At 26.5% G+C, this 18334-nt stretch carries 17 protein-coding genes and 1 riboswitch; of the genes, 8 read left to right on the top strand and 9 right to left on the bottom strand.

From position 1 onward, the window contains the following. Positions 1 to 15 precede the first annotated feature (15 nt). From grdA to J2Z53_RS03290, 5 genes are all read right to left on the bottom strand, one after another. A complete protein-coding gene (grdA, locus tag J2Z53_RS03310) occupies positions 16 to 489 on the bottom strand; it encodes a glycine/sarcosine/betaine reductase complex selenoprotein A (RefSeq protein WP_209795795.1) in 474 nt (157 codons plus the stop codon). Positions 490 to 525: 36 nt separating this feature from the next. Further along, positions 526 to 1812, bottom strand: a complete 1287-nt coding sequence (locus J2Z53_RS03305; RefSeq protein WP_209795794.1) for a glycine/sarcosine/betaine reductase component B subunit — start codon at positions 1810 to 1812, stop codon at positions 526 to 528. Between the two features lie 73 nt (positions 1813 to 1885). Further along, positions 1886 to 2215, bottom strand: a complete 330-nt coding sequence (gene trxA / locus J2Z53_RS03300) for a thioredoxin TrxA (RefSeq protein WP_209795793.1) — start codon at positions 2213 to 2215, stop codon at positions 1886 to 1888. A 36-nt stretch (positions 2216 to 2251) separates the two neighbouring features. Continuing rightward, positions 2252 to 3169: a thioredoxin-disulfide reductase gene (trxB, locus tag J2Z53_RS03295; RefSeq protein WP_209795792.1), complete on the bottom strand. Its 918-nt coding sequence runs from the start codon at positions 3167 to 3169 to the stop codon at positions 2252 to 2254. A 26-nt stretch (positions 3170 to 3195) separates the two neighbouring features. Beyond that, the gene (locus J2Z53_RS03290) at positions 3196 to 3576 is read right to left on the bottom strand and encodes a GrdX family protein (RefSeq protein ID WP_209795791.1); all 381 of its coding nucleotides are present in this window, start codon (positions 3574 to 3576) and stop codon (positions 3196 to 3198) included. 112 nt (positions 3577 to 3688) lie between these two features. Further along, positions 3689 to 3799, bottom strand: a riboswitch (glycine riboswitch). A 719-nt stretch (positions 3800 to 4518) separates the two neighbouring features. Between J2Z53_RS03290 and J2Z53_RS03285 the strand changes: the two genes are divergently transcribed. Then, positions 4519 to 4698, top strand: coding sequence for a hypothetical protein (locus tag J2Z53_RS03285; protein WP_209795790.1), 180 nt, complete (start codon positions 4519 to 4521; stop codon positions 4696 to 4698). A 60-nt stretch (positions 4699 to 4758) separates the two neighbouring features. Beyond that, a complete protein-coding gene (locus J2Z53_RS03280) occupies positions 4759 to 5310 on the top strand; it encodes an LPXTG cell wall anchor domain-containing protein (protein WP_209795789.1) in 552 nt (183 codons plus the stop codon). A gap of 145 nt (positions 5311 to 5455) precedes the next feature. Here J2Z53_RS03280 and J2Z53_RS03275 read toward each other — a convergent pair whose 3' ends face one another. Beyond that, positions 5456 to 5704, bottom strand: coding sequence for a hypothetical protein (locus tag J2Z53_RS03275; RefSeq protein WP_209795788.1), 249 nt, complete (start codon positions 5702 to 5704; stop codon positions 5456 to 5458). Between the two features lie 429 nt (positions 5705 to 6133). Further along, the gene (locus tag J2Z53_RS03270; protein WP_209795787.1) at positions 6134 to 7030 is read right to left on the bottom strand and encodes a LysR family transcriptional regulator; all 897 of its coding nucleotides are present in this window, start codon (positions 7028 to 7030) and stop codon (positions 6134 to 6136) included. Positions 7031 to 7249: 219 nt separating this feature from the next. Between J2Z53_RS03270 and J2Z53_RS03265 the strand changes: the two genes are divergently transcribed. The 3 genes from J2Z53_RS03265 to apgM are packed head-to-tail and all read left to right on the top strand — an operon-like array spanning position 7250 to position 10770. Further along, positions 7250 to 8725 (top strand): SLC13 family permease, encoded by a 1476-nt coding sequence (locus tag J2Z53_RS03265; RefSeq protein ID WP_234925755.1) that lies wholly within the window; start codon positions 7250 to 7252, stop codon positions 8723 to 8725. A 12-nt stretch (positions 8726 to 8737) separates the two neighbouring features. Further along, complete coding sequence (locus tag J2Z53_RS03260) at positions 8738 to 9493, top strand: hypothetical protein (protein WP_209795786.1); 756 nt, start codon at positions 8738 to 8740, stop codon at positions 9491 to 9493. Between the two features lie 23 nt (positions 9494 to 9516). Beyond that, complete coding sequence (apgM, locus tag J2Z53_RS03255) at positions 9517 to 10770, top strand: 2,3-bisphosphoglycerate-independent phosphoglycerate mutase (protein ID WP_209795785.1); 1254 nt, start codon at positions 9517 to 9519, stop codon at positions 10768 to 10770. A 230-nt stretch (positions 10771 to 11000) separates the two neighbouring features. Here the strand turns inward: apgM and J2Z53_RS03250 are convergent, their stop codons facing one another. Both J2Z53_RS03250 and mscL read right to left on the bottom strand, forming a co-directional pair. Beyond that, entirely contained in the window at positions 11001 to 12446 is a 1446-nt protein-coding gene (locus J2Z53_RS03250) for an anion permease (RefSeq protein WP_209795784.1), read from the bottom strand. A 427-nt stretch (positions 12447 to 12873) separates the two neighbouring features. Beyond that, entirely contained in the window at positions 12874 to 13332 is a 459-nt protein-coding gene (gene mscL, locus J2Z53_RS03245) for a large conductance mechanosensitive channel protein MscL (RefSeq protein ID WP_209795783.1), read from the bottom strand. A 300-nt stretch (positions 13333 to 13632) separates the two neighbouring features. On the opposite strand from mscL, the gene J2Z53_RS03240 reads away from it, so the two are divergent. From J2Z53_RS03240 to J2Z53_RS03230, 3 genes are all read left to right on the top strand, one after another. Next, entirely contained in the window at positions 13633 to 14991 is a 1359-nt protein-coding gene (locus J2Z53_RS03240; protein ID WP_209795782.1) for an FAD-dependent oxidoreductase, read from the top strand. A gap of 168 nt (positions 14992 to 15159) precedes the next feature. Continuing rightward, a complete protein-coding gene (locus J2Z53_RS03235) occupies positions 15160 to 16464 on the top strand; it encodes a hypothetical protein (protein ID WP_209795781.1) in 1305 nt (434 codons plus the stop codon). A 223-nt stretch (positions 16465 to 16687) separates the two neighbouring features. Continuing rightward, complete coding sequence (locus tag J2Z53_RS03230) at positions 16688 to 18247, top strand: ClC family H(+)/Cl(-) exchange transporter (protein WP_209795780.1); 1560 nt, start codon at positions 16688 to 16690, stop codon at positions 18245 to 18247. Positions 18248 to 18334: the final 87 nt, after the last annotated feature.

Here is an 18334-nt window from a genome sequence, read left to right as displayed (position 1 = left end):
AGTTTAATTTGAAAATTATAGTTTATTAAACTTTGAATATTCATCTCTTACTGATTTAACTTCATTACAAATTTCATCTACATCTAAAACCATTTCCATCATGCCACATTGTTCATCATAAATAGTAGCATCACATTCTTCTTTTATTTCTGGTTCTACTATATGATAAACTCCTAATCCTAATGCAATTCCAGCTAAAGGTCCTGCAAATGTTGGGTCACCAGCACAAACTGTTTCAGCAGAAAGACCAGCAGCTTCAGCTTCAGCTCCACCTAATATAACAACTACATTTTCTGCACCATATTTTTCAGTTAAATCTTTTACTCTTTGTTGGATCTCCAGATCCATAGCTCCTGCGGCTGTTCAAACAAAGCATTCTGTTGATGCGAAAACTACTTCAGCTCCAGCACTTTTAACACATTGTTCTATAGCTGGACCTGGAATACCATCTCTGTCTCCAATAACTATAACTTTTTTTCCTTCTAGCATTTTTTATGCTCCTTTCAAAATAAATAAAATATTTTATTAATATCCTTTTGCAGATAAGTAATTAAAGCCAACTTCAGAAGTAGCTCCTGTAATAACTTGAATTTCTGCATTAATTGATCCATCTTCTTTTAAACTTCCCATATAACCACCGGCTATAATATTAGCAGCTTCAGGATGTCCTATTACCTTCTTCATAGGAGGTAATGTTATAACTTGATTTGCATTTCCAGCAGTTACAACAGCATCAGCTTTTTGAGTTGAATCTGCTAATGATTGAGATGAACCATCTTGTCCTGCGTATTCATCTGTAACTAATACAGTTTTAATTCCCTTATCAGTAATCTTATTACAGTTCATAACTAAATCAGCATCAGGGTTACCAAAACCTTCTTCTGAAATTATAACTGCATCAGCTCCTAAAAATTCAACTAGTTTAGCAGTCATGTTTGAACTTCGTTGTTTGTCTGCCAAATATACATTTTCATTTGTAATAACACAACCTAAGAAGTTTATATCTTTTCCATGTCGTTCATATAAATCTTCTATAACTGGATGATTTAAGTGAACATAAGTTGGGTTTTTATCACAAGCTGAAACACAGTTACCACTTATTATCGCTCCATCAAAAACTTCTGTTGGATAAATAAATGTTGGAATTATTTTTTTAGCATCTACTCCATATACGTAGGTATCATGAAGTAAGCCTTGAGTTTGTAGCATGTATACATAGACTACCTTTGGTAAGTCAGGATACTCTGCAATTTGCTTTAATAATGGTTTAGTTTCAAAAGTTTTAATTTCATCAGGTTCTAGATCTTTAGCACATTTTCCTAAATATGTTGCAGTTCTTAAACCTATCATTCTTAAAGTTTCTTCGTGATGATGTTTTTCTAAACCTTCAGCAACTTCACAAATTGCAACTAAGTTTACTGTCTTGGAAAATGGTGTATATTTTGCACCTTCTCCTGACATATCAATTATACCTTCTTGGAATCCAACTACACTTCCTGTTGTAACAACAGCAGCACCTTTTAATACATTAGTTCTTCCAGAACCTACAGTATCAACTTTGTTAATGAATCCTGGGAATATTCCTCCGTTTCCATTAACTTTAACTCTTGGTTCTAGTACGTCTTTTACAGGTATAATTCTTGTTTCATCTCCTGGTCTAACAATATCATAGTCAAGGGATTTAATTCTTTCATCCACATTGACCTCTTCTAGTAATTCTTTTTTATTTACATAAAGAACACCTTCTTTAACTTCTGTTTTTTCACCAAACTGTATGTCCTTAATGAAAATATTACCTAATTCTAGACGCATGTTTTCACCTCCATATAAATTTTAAATTACAATTTATTTAAATATTAAATTGCTAGCTAAATTAAATAGGGAATTATAAAGTTTCATAGAATCCTTTTATAAAGTTTTCTACATCATCTAATGAACTTATTTTATCTGGAGTAATAGTTTGAGCCTTTTCTCCATCTTTATAAATAGCCATTGTAGGTAAACCTAAAACTTTTTGTCCTATAGCAAGTCTTCTAGCTGATGATATATTTAGACTTGAAAATTTGATTTTATCACCATATTTTTCTTCTAATCCATGTACTCCCGGCATTAATTCTTTACAAATTTCACATTTGTCACCCCAGAAATCAACAAATACAGGTTTTTCTGATTTTAATACCTCATTTTCAAAATTTTCCTTATTTAGTTCTATCATTTTTAAATCTCCTTTCAATTCTGTAATTAATTTAATTTATTCATTTAAATAAGCTTCAGCAGATGTAGCAGCTTGTGCACCATCAGATGCTGCAGTAACTACTTGACGTAATGCTTTTTGTCTAACATCTCCAGCAGCAAATACTCCAGGAATATTAGTTCTCATATCTTCATCAGTTATTATATCTCCACGTTCATTCATATTTATTTTTCCTTTAAATAATTGTGAAATTGGAAGGAATCCAACAAAGACGAAACATCCATTTACTTCTAATTCTGATAATTCATTTGTTTTGACATTTCTTAAAATTAATTTTTCTAATATTTCATCTCCTATAGCTTCTTCAACTACAGAATCTAATATTAGTTTAATTTTAGGATTATTTTTAACTCTATCAACTAAAGATTTAGCTCCTCTAAATTGATCTCTTCTATGAATTATAGTTACACTTTCACCGAATTTAGTTAAATATAAAGCTTCAGTTAATGCAGAATCTCCACCACCTACTACGGCAATATCTAAATCAGTAAAGAAATCAGCATCACAAGTTGCACAGTAGGAGATACCTCTACCTCTTAATTCACATTCATTTTTAAATCCAGCTAATCTTGGGAAAGCACCAGTAGCTATTATTATTGTTTTACCTTGATAAGTATCTTTTTTACCATATAGAGTTTTAATTTCTCCTTCTAATTGAACTTCTGTAATTTCATCTTTTTCAAACTTAGTACCAAATCCTTCTGCTTGTTCTTTCATTCTTGCAATTAAGGATGGACCTGTACAATCAGTTATAGATCCTGGATAATTTTCAAGATCTGCTGTTGTAGCAGCTTGGCCACCAAATTTTGCTCTTTCAATAAGTAATGTATCTAATTTGCCTCTTGCAGCATATAATGCAGCTGAAAGACCAGCAGGACCACCACCAATTATTATGGTATCGTATACATGACTCATATATAATCCCTCCTTAAGGTATTTTTTTATTTATTTATGACATTATTTATAAGGTCATAGTCGATAATCATAAAATCCTTTTTGATTTTTTCATTCCAGTTTGGACATTTAAACATCTTCATAAATTTATCTAAAGACATTATAGAATCTTCAATTATTTGTAGAGAATCCATATCTATACTATCTTTTTTTGAATTAGAGATTAGTACTGTTCTATAAGGAGTCTCATTAGGTTTTACACTGCTCATTAAAGGATGAGTTAGTAAAATGTGTCCATTATGAATATAATCACGGACTTTTTTAAATACATTTTCCACAGTACCATCAATATAATCTAATTTAAGATATTCTGGAATATTTTCTTTTACCATAGGATTATTTGTTATTACTTTAGTATTAGTTAGCATTTTACATCCTCCTTTAAGATACTAAAAAAAGACAGAACAAATGCTATAACCATTTATCCTGTCTTAGGACCTGAGAGATTTACTCCTTCGGTGCTTTCGCTTTCCAGAAACGTGTCATTAACAGGTTCTTTTGCCTGAGAAATTCACAACGAAAGGTATTTTTCATTGCTTGTACCTTCGGCCATTATAATAAATCATTATAATAGTCTCCCTGTTAAATCAACCACATATATTACCTTTTATTTAATTATAGCAAGTTATTGTGGAAAAATATATATATTTATGAAAAATTTTAAATTTCATTAATTTAATATTTTACATAAAGGGTAGGTAAATTAATTAAATAAAAAAATAATTAGTTATTTATTATTAAATATATTTTATTTGAATTAAAAATATTTAAAATAATTATTTTAAATATAATATATTTTTTAGTTAAATTAAGATTTAATTTCAAAGGAATATTATGAATTAAATCAAAAATATATTTTGATCTATCAACTTAAAAATAATAACTATAAAGGATTTAAAAGTATTTAAATAATTTTTATGTATGTGATGTAATAATTTAGTATAATTAGCAATCGTAACTATTTAATATAATTAATAATTTAACAAAATTAGCAAATAAAATTAATTAAATATCTAATTTTTGTAATAAACTTTAAGAAAATTAAATAAAAATCCATAATAATATATATATTTTCCTTAATTAGAAAATATTTAAGAAAATGAGATAAATGATATATTTTTAGTGAATTAATACACAAATTGCATATTTTGATATTAAAAAGAAGTTTTTATTTTAATATTTATAATATTAGGGTTGCTTTTCCTATTTTTATTTTGGGATGACATTTCTTATTTGATAACAAATTATGCTAAATTTGTTAAAATAAACATTACATAATATTAAATTTAATATAACATAGGAGGAATAATTTGAATAAGAAATCAATTAATAAAATAATAGCAAAGGGATTAGTATGTACAGCTATTGTTGGTACAGGAGTAGCAGTGAATACAGGATTAGCTAATGCTGCTGAACCAAGTGCAAAACAAATTGCAGAGAAGGAAATGATACCTTCAAGAGAAGCGGAAGACAATATGATAAAGGATTAAGAAGATGCATGGGAAAAAGCAGCAAATAAAGCAAATGCAGAGAACAAAGCAATAAAAGATATGAAAGATGCTGGAAAAGCAGAAAACAATATGATAAAAGACCAAGAAAAGAAGGGTCAAGATGCATGGGAAAAGGCAGCAAATAAAGCAAATGCAGAGAACAAAGCAATAAAAGATATGAAAGATGCTGGAGAAGCAGAAAACAATATGATAAAAGACCAAGAAAAGAAAGGTCAAGATGCATGGGAAAAGGCGGCAAATAAAGCAAATGCAAAGAACAAAGCAATAAAAGATATGAAAGATGCTGGAGAAGCAGAAAACAATATGATAAAGGACCAAGAAAAGAAGGGTCAAGATGCATGGGAAAAAGCAGCAAATGAAGCAAATAATAAGAAAGATAATCAAAAGAAAGAAGATAAAAAAGTAGAAAATACTAAAGAAGAAGCAAAAAAATCAGATAATGCTAAGGAAGATGCAAAAAAAGTAGAAAATGCTAAAGAAGAAACAAAAGGAAATCTTCCTAAAACAGGTGTTGATGCAATAGCTAGTATTTTAGGTGGATTATCAATGGTTTCAGCTGGAATATTTGCAGCAGTTAAAAAGAGAAGATAATATTAAATTTATAATATAATTTTTATTTACTATTATAAATGTACTTATTATAGTAAATTAGAAAAATAGTAGGTAGATTGGTTGAAATCTAATTTACCTACTATTTTTTTGTTAATGATTATATGTATAGTATAAAATTTTAAATTTATACCTCAACTATTTTAGCAGATACTCCTTTTAATTCATTTAACTTACTTTCTAATTCTAATATTTTATCAGTATCTTCATTTAAAAGATCTAATATTATTAATCCGGATCTTGAGCAATTATCTATTGTTGCTTCGTGAAGTCCTAATCTTGTTTTAATTATACATCCATATTCAGTTAATAACTTTTGTACATTTGGTGCTATTTCATTTCTTGGTGATAGTTTTATTAGCATAATTGAGAACATAATAATACCTCCTAAATAATTATTGTTAATTATATATTCTATATTATAAGTTTAAAACCTTTAAATAATACATTTATATAATTATATTCTTAATAAAAATATATAAATTAAATCAGTATGCAAATAAAATAGTATTAAAAGATATAAATTTTATATAATTAACTACCCCCTAAAAAGTAGACAATAATAAAAAATAAGTTATTATTATTATAATAATGTTAAGATTATTGGTATTTTCTTTGATATATTGGAATCTTAAATATTCTTTTCCTTTAAGAAGGCTTGGTATTTTTTTAATAGATCAAGTTCTTCTTTAAGTTTTAAATTTTCTTCTTTTGAAGTAGCTAGAAATATATAAATTAAAAAAATAAAGGGGAATATATGCCCCTTTATTTTTTTGTAAAATTATATTAGTATAAAAAATTCTTATTATAGTTTTCTTAATGAGTCCTTTAAAAAATCAATAAAAACTTCTTCTGATGTAGAATATTTATAATCTTTATTTTTTATAAGATAGATTTTTCTATTCATTTCTATATTTTCTTTGAAAGGAATAATCTTAACTAATCCATAATTAACCTCATTTTTAATAGAATGATAAGATAGAACAGATACTCCAATATTTGAAATAACACCCTGTTTAATAGCTTCAATATTGCCTATTGTGAAAATGTTTTCTTTGTTGAATTTAAAATTTCCTAAATTTTCAATGTATTTTATAATAGAAGTTTTAGGGTTTGATATTAAGAATTTACTATTTTTTAGTTCAGCTATACCTATAGATTTTCTATCTTTCCAAGGGTGATTTTTACCTACAAATAAAACTACTGGATCTTCACCAATTGCTTCACAGGTTAAATCCTCTGTATCAAAAAATTCAGGCTGACTTATTAATGCAAAAGATGATGTATTATTCTTTATATTTTCTATTACATCTTTAGTATACTTAACGTCATTTAAGATTGATATATATGGAAATTTTTGATTAAATTTATATATTATTTCTGGAAGTATATATGTACCTGGTGTGCTAGAACATAAAAGGTGTATCTTTTGCTCTTTTAAATCATTTAATAATGAAATTTTAAGTTTAGCTTCATTTGATATGTCAATTATCTTTTTGGCATAGGGTAATAATTCTTTTCCTGCCTCAGTTAATTTTACATCTTTATTATCTCGCGAAAATAACTTTGCACCATAATAGGATTCTAAATTTTTGATTCTAAGGGATACAGCAGCCTGAGTGCAAAACAAAGCTTCAGAAGTTTTTGTAAAGTTATTATTTTCAGCAAGAATAAGGAATGTTTTCAAAGTTTCAATATTCATTGCAATACCTCTTAATATTTTTATTTTAATAAGATTATACTACATATTAAATAATAAGTTAATAAATTAGTAAGTTAGAAATATATAACTATAAAAATTTTTTATGATAAAATGAAAAGGATTTTTTTTAATAAGTATTTATAATTGGATAGAAAATTTAAATTATTTTACAATAGGTCTTGGGAAAACGAATACAAAAATTGAGAGGAGAAATGTATTTTGAGTAATTCAGAAAAAGAGGTAAAAATAAAAAAACAAAAAAGTCCTTTTGAAATAAAAATGGAGTTTTTTGGATTACCAATTGCACTTATATTATTTGCAATAATTTTTACAATGCCAACACCAAATGGTCTTTCTTATTCAGGAAAGATGGCTATGGGGGTATTTGTATTTGCATTAACTTTATGGATAACAAATAGTATTCCAAATTATGTAACAGCACTTATTACAATAGTTTTATTACCTTTAACAGGAGCTTGGGATGAAACTCACGTTATGGGAGTTTTAGGGTATGAAGTTATTTGGTTAACTTTTGCAGCCTTTATAATAGCTTCTGGTATGGAAAAGAGTGGACTTGCAAAAAGACTAGCACTATTTCTTATAACTAAGTTTGGAAAAAGCACTAACAGTATATTAGCACTTCTTATGGCAACAAACTTTTTAATTGCCTTTGTAGTACCATCAACAACAGCTCGTGCTGCAATGATGTTCCCAATAGTAATGCTTGTAATAGAAGCATTCCATGTTAATTTAGATGATCCTAAAAATAATTTTGGTAGATTACTAGCACTACAAGGAATTCAATCAAATAACTTATCAACTGCTGCAATACTAACAGCTACATCATCTCAAATACTTGCAGTTAGTTTTATAAGAGATCTTTCAGGTCATGAAATTTCTTGGGGAGAATGGTTTATGGCATCAGCCCCAATAACTATACTTACACTTATTGCTTCATTCTTTATAGGTAAATCATTATTTAAAGTACATAATAAAAAAGTTACTGAAGATGATATGAAAAAACTTAAAGACCAATACAATAGTCTTGGAAAAATGTCTATAACAGAAAAGAAAGCACTTATTATATTTGCTTTTACAGTTGTTATGTGGGCATTAGATAAAGGACAACTTAAAATATTTGGATTTAGATTAAGTTTAGTTATGGTTGCAATATTATCAGCTGCATTATTCTTTATGCCTTACATAGGAATATTAAAATGGAAAGAAGCTAAAATATCATGGAATTTATTAATATTTGCTTGTGGTGCATATGCAGGTGGAGTTGCTTTAAATGATACTGGAGTAGCATCTTGGGTTCTTAATAGTATTTTCTCTTCATTAGGAATTGAAAACTTAAGTTTCTATGCTTTATTTGCAGTAATAATGTTTATTTCAAGTTTCAGTCACTTAGTATTTACATCAAAAACAGTAAGAACAATAATACTTATACCAACAATAATAGCAATAGCAAAAACAACAGGTTACAATCCAGTTGCACTGGCACTTCCAGCAGCATTAACTATTGCAGATACAATTACATTACCACCAAGTAGTAAGGTTAACCTTATATACTATAACACTGGATATTTTACAGTATTACAGGAATTACTTTATGGATTACTTGTACTAGTAGTAAAATGGGGAATTTTAATATTAGCTTCATTTACTTGGTTTAAAGTATTAGGAATAGTTTAGGAGGAAAATTATATGAAAAAGCTACTGACTATATTAATAGCATTAATGGTATTAGTACCATCATCAATGCCGGTTTTTGCAGCAGATAAAGTAGGAAAGATTATATCAATAGATGATGTTATTACTAAAGATTCTGAAAATGCAAATATAAAAGAAAATATAAAGGCTATAACAGATTCAAATGGAAATATATATTTTCCATGCTACAAAAATAGCAAAATAAATGAAATTACAATAGAAAAAGGCACAAAAAACGGAGATGTTAAAGTTATAAAAAATGGAGATATAAAATATAATTCATTAAATTTTAAAGAAAAAAATGAAGAAGTTATATTTAATCTTGATATAACACAAGAAAAAACTTATGTAGAAGAAAAAGCAAAAATAGGTAACACAGTACCTGGTGGAGTAAAGTTAATTCAATTTAAAGGTAAGAATGATTCACCTTTAAATATTGATAATTACACAGTTAGTTTAGCAGCTCCTAAAGGATATGAACTTTTAAATATAGTAGACTTTGATGCAGAAAAGCCATATAAAGTTTTTGAAAAAGATGGAAAAAGTTTTGGAAGTTTTGTATTTGGAAAAATTAAAAGTGGAAGTGAAATTAAATTTTCAATTAATGTATATAAGAAAAATAAAGTATTTAATTATGTAGTTTGGGGATTTGCAATAGTAATTTCAATATTATTTATGATTAAAAACAAAGATTTATTAAAAAAAGCAAAAGAAGAAAAATTAAAGAAGAAAAATTTAAAAGTCAAATAGATGTTTTAAGTAGGTGAATGAATTTGAGAAAAAGACAAGGTATATTAATAATAGCAGATGGTCTTGGAGATAGACCAAACAAAGAATTAAATGGATTAACTCCACTTGAAAAGGCAAATACACCAAATTTAGATAAATTAGTATCAGAAGGTATGTGTGGAAATGTATATCCAATATCAGCAGGTATAAGAGTTGGTACAGATGTAGGACATTTACAAATATTTGGATATGATAGTAATGAAGTTTACCCAGGAAGAGGACCTCTTGAAGCTATGAGTGCTGGAATAGAAATTAAATATGGTGATGTAGCATTTAGAGGTAACTTTGGAACTGTAGATGAAGAAAATATTGTAATTGATAGAAGAGCTGGACGTATTAGAAAAGGTACAGATTTATTAGCACAATCATTAAATGGAATGGTATTAGAAGATGGAACAAAAGTTTTAGTTAAGGAATTAACTGATCATAGAGTAGCTGTTGTTTTAAGAGGAGAAGGACTTGGAAAAGATATAATTTGTACAGACCCTGGAACAGCTTGTGAAGGAGAAAAATTAGTAACTCCAAAGGCAATTGATGAAAATGATTTAAAGAGTAAGAAAACTGCAAAAAATCTTCTTGAATTTACATTAAAGGCACAGGAAATATTAAAAAATCATAAAGTTAATTTAGATAGAATTAAAGAAGGAAAAGAACCTGCAAATGTAATTTTAACTAGAGGTGTTGGACAAAAGAAATTCATGCCTAAAATTACAGATAAGTTTGGAATTAAAGGTGTTTGTATAGCAGGGGATAAAACAGTTTATGGTATAGCTAATTTAGCAGGGATGGAAGAATATACTGAAGAAGATTTTACTGCAAACTTTGATACAAACTTCAAGAAAAAGGGAGAAAAGACAGTAGAATTTATAAATAAAGGTTATGATTGGGTTGTAGTTCATGTTAAGGCAACTGATCTTGCAGGACATGATAATTTACCATTAAAGAAAATTGAAGTTATAGAAAATATTGATAAGATGGTTGGATATATATTAGAGAATATTGATAAATCAAAATGTTATATAAGTTTTACAGCAGATCATTCAACTCCATGTGAAGCAAGAGATCATACAGGTGATGGAGTTCCAACTATAATATGGGGAGAAGATGTAAGAAAAGATAATGTTAAAGAAGCTGGGGAAAAGTATTTTATGAGTGGTTCTTTAAACAATCTTACAGCATCAGATATATTTATGCTTCAAATGGATTTTATGGGCTTTACTAAAAAAAGAGGTGCATAAAAAAAGCTTACATATTAATTTATTTAATATAATACTTGATAAAATTTAAAATTATAACAAAAATGGGCTAAAGTTGTTATTTAAAATATCTTATTAAGAAATTATAAAATAATGTAAGGACATTTATACAAAAAAAACTTTTAGAATTCTTGGAACTGAAATTCTAAAAGTCTTTTTGTGTTTATGATACTAAGTTTTTGAGATTTTCTTTAATTTATTTTAATTGTTTATTAGTATAATCCTAGTATTTTCCACCATAAGAATCCTATACCAATCCAAACAACAAGCTCAAATACAGAAACTATAAAACCTAATTCCCACCATTTACTTTGTTTAACATAACCAGCACCAAAATAAACTGGAGCAGTTCCTGTTCCATAATGAGTTGTAGCAGCACACATACAAGTTAAAAATGCAAAAAGTAATGCTATTGGCATTGCTGGAGCTCCAAGGCCTATTAGTATTGATAAAAATGGAGCATACATTGCTTGCATATGAACAATTGTACTTGTGAATAGGTAATGAGAATAATAGTAAACTATGGCTAATATAATTGTTGCAATTTGCCAAGAAAGTCCATGAACATTTTCTTGAACTATTTTACTAAACCAAGCGATTACACCATATTTACTTAATTGAGATGCCATCATCATTAGAGGTCCAAGCCATAATAAAATATTCCAAGCACTTCTTTCAGAAGTAACATCTTTCCATTCTACTACATTTAAAATAAGTAAAATACATAAACCTATAATAGCTGTAATTGTAGTATTTACATGTAGTTGTTTTCCAAATACCCATAATATAATCATTAATATAAATGAAACGATCATTTGTTTTTCTGATTTTTTTACAGGACCCATTCTTTTTAATTCTTGTTTAACCATTTCTTTAGCTTCAGGCATTTGAGTCATTTCAGGACGATATAATGCGTAAAGTAATAAAGGTATAACTATCAATGAAATTAATCCTGGAATTAATGCGGCTAAGAACCATCCACCCCAAGTAATATCAACATTTGCAACATTTTTAGCTAATGCTATTGCAATTGGGTTAGTACCCATACCTGTTAAAAACATTGCACCAGTTATTAAGTTAGCGTGGAAACTTACAAGTAATAAAAATGCTCCAATTTTTCTAGCTGTACCATCATTAGGTTTAGAACCTAATGATTCAGAAAGAGATGTAGCTATAGGAAATACAACACCAGCTCCTCTAGCTGTATTACTTGGTATTAAAGGTGCAACAACTAAATCACATAACAATAATGAGTAACCTAGTGTTAAAGAATTTTTACCGAATATTTCAACCATTTTATAGGCAATTCTTTCTCCTAATCCAGTTTTTCTAAAACCGATTGAAACACAGTATGCTATTACAATAAGCCAAACTGTTTTACTGGCATAACCTGAAAATACTTCTTTTACAGGTAAAGTTTGTGTAACTGATAAAACTGCTATTCCAATTAATGCATATAACCCCATAGGTGCTGCATCTAATATACAACCAACTATAATTGATAAGAAAACAGCAAGGGTATGCCATCCAATTATATCAACCTTTAAAGGTGCAGGAACAAACCATAAAATAATTCCGACTAAAATACTGATTATAAATGGAATTGGTTTTAAAATCTTTTTTTTCTTTGCAGTAGTATCACTGTCATTAGTTTTCATAAATTTCCTCCTATTAAGTTAAATAATAATGTCCTTTTATTTAATATAAAACTTAATAAATTTTACATTAAATACTTTAATAATTTAAAAATTAATTTCAATAAATAATTACAAGTATACTTCAAAATATTTAACATTTGTTAAAAAAGATAACATTTGTTGAAATTAACAATTATATATTACCACGTTTTATAAGAAAATCAATGACTTTTATTAAATTTGTTTAGAATTTAACATATTAAAATAATATAATTTATAAAAATTTTTTATCAAATGTTAAAATAACTTAACATATGTCGAGAAAACTTATAGGAAAATATAAAAAAATTAGGCAATATAGGTAATTTAAAATTACCTATATTGCCTATGGAATTTAAATAAAGTTTTATAGTTATAATAAAAACTATTAATTAAACAAGTTAAGAGTTTATTCTAAAGGTTCTTCTGATAGTTTAGATGTGCAATGAGGACATCTTACTGCTTCTATAGGAATTTCTGTAAAGCAATAAGAACAAGTTTTTGTAGTTGGTTTTGCTTCTGCTTCTTTTTTTATAGCAAGTTTTTTTACTTTATTAATTTGTCTTATAACTAAGAATATAGAAAAAGCTATTATTAAAAAATTAATTATATTGTTTAAAAATAATCCGTAATTTATAGTTGCAGCACCTGCAGCTTTAGCTTCTTGAAGTGAATTAAAATGTTTCCCACTTAGATTAATGTAAAGATTAGAAAAATCAACTTTTCCTACAACAACACCAATTAAAGGCATTATTATGTCATTTACTAAAGAAGTTACTATTTTACCAAAAGCACCACCTATAACTACACCTATTGCTAAATCTACAACGTTTCCCTTCATAGCAAATTTTTTAAATTCATTCCACATAAAAACTCTCCTTTCAACATAAATTAAATATTAAATCATTATACTGCTGCTTTCTAAAGTAATGTTTTTAATTTATATTATATAAAATTAAATATTTATAAAAAGTAAATATTTATTAATATTATAACATCAAAATTAGTATTATGTTGAATGATTTTAAAAATTTTTATTTATATTTTGATATTTTTAAGAAATTTAATTAAAAAAATTATTTATAGTGTTTTATATTATTTAATTTTATCAATATAGATCAATATATGATATTATCATATTAATAAATAGCTTATAGAAGGTGAAAAAATGGAAAAGTTTAATTATGGTAAATTAACTGGAGAATTAATAAAAAGAGGTGATTTTAAATATGAAGATGCAAGAAGAGCTTGGAATAGAGCAATTCAAAAATATCCATTAGCTTTTATATATTGTAAGAAAAAAGAAGATGTTATAAATGCAATATTATTTTCTAAAGAAAATAACATACCTTTTAGAATAAGGTCAGGATGTCATAATTATGAAGGTTATTCAACTGGAAATGATGTATTAGTCATTGATATTAGCAGAATGAATAATATTTACATAGATGAAAAAAATAATAAAGTTACAATAGAAGGTGGAATTAGAAATAGGGAGTTATATGAAGCTTTAGGTGCTTTAGGCTATCCATTTCCAGGAGGAGGATGTCCTACTGTTGGAGTGGTTGGATTAGCTTTAGGTGGAGGCTGGGGATATTCTAGTAGAATATTTGGATTAGCTTGTGATAGCCTAGTAGAATTAGAACTTGTGGATTATTGTGGTAAAACAATAGTTGCTAATGAAAACATTAATAAGGATTTATTTTGGGCATGTAGAGGAGGCGGAAATGGCAACTTTGGTGTAGTTACTTCTATGACCTTTAATATTCCAAAGAAAATTGACATGGCAACATTAATAAGTATTGATTATAGAGATATTGATATTGAAGAAAATATTGAGTTAATAGAAGTTATTCAAAGAGAATTTAAAACATTAGATAGACGCATTAATTTAAAAGTAGCTATTTATAATTCAAAAGAAAATGGAAGAGGGGTTAAAATTACAGGAATTTTTTATGGAGATAAAAAAGAGGCTCATGAGATTTTAAAACCTTTTAAAAATTGTGTAAGTAAATTTAATTTTAACTTAGATTATAGAAGAGTAGTTGAAATAAATAGAGAAATACAAGATAGTCATCCTCCTTATGAGAAGTATAAATCAACAGGAAGATTTGTTTTTAGAGATTATAATAAAGAAGAAATAAGAAATATTATAAACTTGGTAGGGAATAGAGCAGAAGGTTCAGTATATTCAGCTATTTCTTTCTATGGGTTAGGTGGTGCAGTCTGTGATAAAGAAAAAGATAGTACAGCTTTTTATTATAGGGATGCAAAATTTATTATGGGATTACAATCTGTTTGGGAAGAAGATGAATTTGCTGAAGTAAATAAAGAATGGGTAAGAGAAAAATTTCTTTATATAAAGAAAATTACAAATGGATCTTTTGTTAATTTCCCTTTTGCAGAACTTAAAGATTATGAAAGAGAATATTATGGTGAGAATATTAATGAACTAAGAAAAATAAAATTAAAATATGATCCTTATAATATATTTAAATTTCCTCAAGTGATAAAATCTGAAAAGTAATGTAAGGATAATATATTATTTAAAAGCAATTATATAATTTGTATTAGGAACTGTATCTAATTTTTATTTGATATAGTTCCTACTTGTTTATAGAAAATGTTTTCTAGGTTGTGATACAATACTTATATAAACATTTATTTATAGCAATAAAATAGGAGATGAATTTTAATGTCAATTGAAGATGTTAAAGGGAAAAAATTAGAAAAATGTTTAGATAAAAAGAAAAAAACTATATGTATTAGTGATAATTTAAAGATTGATTTTATTGAAAAAAAAGTAATTTCTAATAAAGCAATAATAATAGATGCTAACATTAAATGTAGCGGAAATATAATAATTGAAAATTGTGATATATTAGTTAAAGAAAATTATAATAACTATACAGTTAACTTAAAGGAAGCTACTGTATTTATAAAAAATTCTAAAATTAAATTTACAGGAAAGAAAGATAATTTTTTTGTTAAATCTGAAAAATCTAATATAACCTTTGAAAATACTATTTTTGAGGGGTGTAACAGTTTTATTAAAGATAATAATTCTAATATAACTATTTTAAATTGTCATGGAATAGAATTAGATTTTGGGTTTATAAAGCAAAGTTATTCTGGAGGAATACTTAAAATTAAAAATAGTACATTTTTAGCTAAAGAAGATCAAGATAAAAATAATTTAGATGAGAACTTCTTAGAATTATTATCTTTTGAAATTGAAAATTGTAAATTTAATAATTTTATAAATTGTATAATAATTGAAATGGACTTATTTTCTGATAAATCATCAATTATAAGAAAGTGTATATTTGAAAATAATAAAATAGAAGATAAAGATAAAATATCATCAGCTAAAGTTTTTATAACTGAATCATTAATAAGTAAATGTTATTTTATAAATTATATAAATTGTATTAGTGGTAATTTTTTAATGAAGGATAAAGTTAACGTTAGAGATTGTTATTTTGAAAATTGTAAAAATGTTATTGCTGGAGTTAAAAATATTAGTGGATGTACATTTAAGAGATGTGAAAAAATAATTGATTATAAAAATACATTAGAACTTAGTAAGTGTAAATTTATAGAGTGTGTTGGAAAAATAATATATGGACTTAGTTGTATAAAAGCTAATATAGAATTTTGTGAATTTAAAGATTGTAAATTAAAGGATATTGATGATTATAAATTTTCTTATTTGCAAAAAAATTCAATGATTGAATTGAGCTCCTTTGAAAAAGGTTGTTCATATAAGATTTATAAATGTGAATTTAAAGGTATTCATATGAAAAATTCAAATGATAAACTAATAGTTACTAATATAGATAATATAAGTGATGAAACTATATGTGATATTTCGAATTGTGTATTTGAACAATCATCTCCTGTTAATGAGATGATAGAGTGTTATTCCGTAATTTATCGTACATTTGGAAAAGATAAAAATGTTAAATCAATATCAATAAATAATTGTAATGAAATATAAATATATAAAAGATACTTCTATAAAATTAGTTTTATGAGACTATTTTTATAGAAGTTTTTTTGTGCAAATAATATAAAATTTTTATTTATTCATCAAATATTAAGGTTAAGTTAATAATATAGTCTTTGAGTAAGAACTTTTATAAGATATATAATTTAAATATAGATGAAAAATTAGTAATAGACAGCTTAAGGTAAAAAAAGTGACGGATAGGAGGATAATTATGAATAATAAAATATCTAAAATGTATAAAATGATAAATAGTTCAAATTTAAGAGTAGTATTAGAAAGTATTTTAGTTGGAGGTATTGCAGGACTTATAGTATCTATTTATAGGCTTACATTAAAATATATAAATGTATATACTACTTTAGCATATGATTTCATGAGAGTGCACTGGTTTTATATAATTTTAGGGTTGGTTATATTAATGGGAATAGGATATATTGTAGGATATATGGTTAAGAAAGATTCTATGATAAGTGGTAGTGGTATTCCTCAAATTGAGGGAATACTTACAGGTTATTTTAAAAGTACTTCCCCTCTTAAAATTCTAATAAATAAATTTATTGGTGGAGTTTTAGCAATTGGGTCAGGATTATCTTTGGGTATAGAAGGTCCTTCAATTCAATTAGGTGCAAGTTTTGCTAATTTTTTTGGGGATATAACTAAAAGATTAAAACTAGAAAAAAGATTTTTAATATCAAGTGGAGCTGGAGCAGGACTTGCAGCAGCTTTTAATGCACCATTTGCAGGAGTTATGTTTGTTTTAGAAGAAGTACATAAAAAATTTACCCCTATATTATTTGTTTCAGCAATAGCAGCATCTGTAACTTCAGATGTTGTTACCTGGGCATTTTTTGGTAGAAAACCTATTTTAGAGGTTGAAGGTATTATTGCGATTCCATTTAAATATTATTTGTTTCTTATAGCTCTTGGAATTGTTGTCGGGGTTGCAGGTGCATTTTATAATTACGTTTTAATAAAAACAATAAATCTTTATGAAAAAATAAAGGTTTCACTTCCTATAAGAATGATGATTCCTTTTGTTGTTGCAATGTTTTTTGGGTTGTTTCTTCCAGAAGTTTTAGGTGGAGGAAATGAATTAATAAATCAAATATTAGTAAATGGAGTAATATTGAAGTTTGCAATAATACTATTAATAGGTAAATTTGTATTTTCAATGATAAGTTTTGCTTCAGGAACACCTGGAGGAATATTATTTCCTTTATTAACTTTAGGGGCTTTAATTGGGATTATATTTGGAGAGTGTTCAATACAGTTTTTAGGAGTAGATGAAATATATTTAATTAATTTTATTCTTTTAGCTATGGCAGGAATGTTTGCTTCAATAGTTAGAGCACCAATAACTGGATTAGTTTTGGTTTGTGAAATGAGTGGTTCATTTACTGAATTTGGATCTATTGTTTTAGTTTGTGGAATATCTTATTTAGTTGCAGAGTTATTAAAAAGTGATCCAGTATATGAATCTTTATTTAAATTAAGATTGGAGTCACAAAATGGTGAATTAAAATATGAAGATAATAGCGAGATAATGGTTGCTTATACTGTTTCAATGGGTTCAAAAATAGCAGGAAGAAAATTAAGAGAAATTAATTTACCTGAAAATGCACTTGTTGTATCTATTGAAAGAGAAGGTGATACTATAATTCCAAATGGTGATACAGTCATAATGGCAGGAGATTGTATAAATGCTTTAGTAAATGAGAGTAAAGAAATTATTTTGAGAAAAAAATTAGAACAACTTTGTGATTTGTCATAAAATGGTTAATGAGTATTAAATATAATAATTATATTTAATTAATAGCAGAAATTTTCAATATTTCTTGATTAGTATTGTTAAATAATG

The sequence above is a fragment of the Clostridium moniliforme genome (genome assembly GCF_017873235.1).
Classification (GTDB): Bacteria; Bacillota; Clostridia; order Clostridiales; family Clostridiaceae; genus Clostridium; species Clostridium moniliforme.
This window is presented reverse-complemented; position numbering and strand designations above follow the sequence as displayed.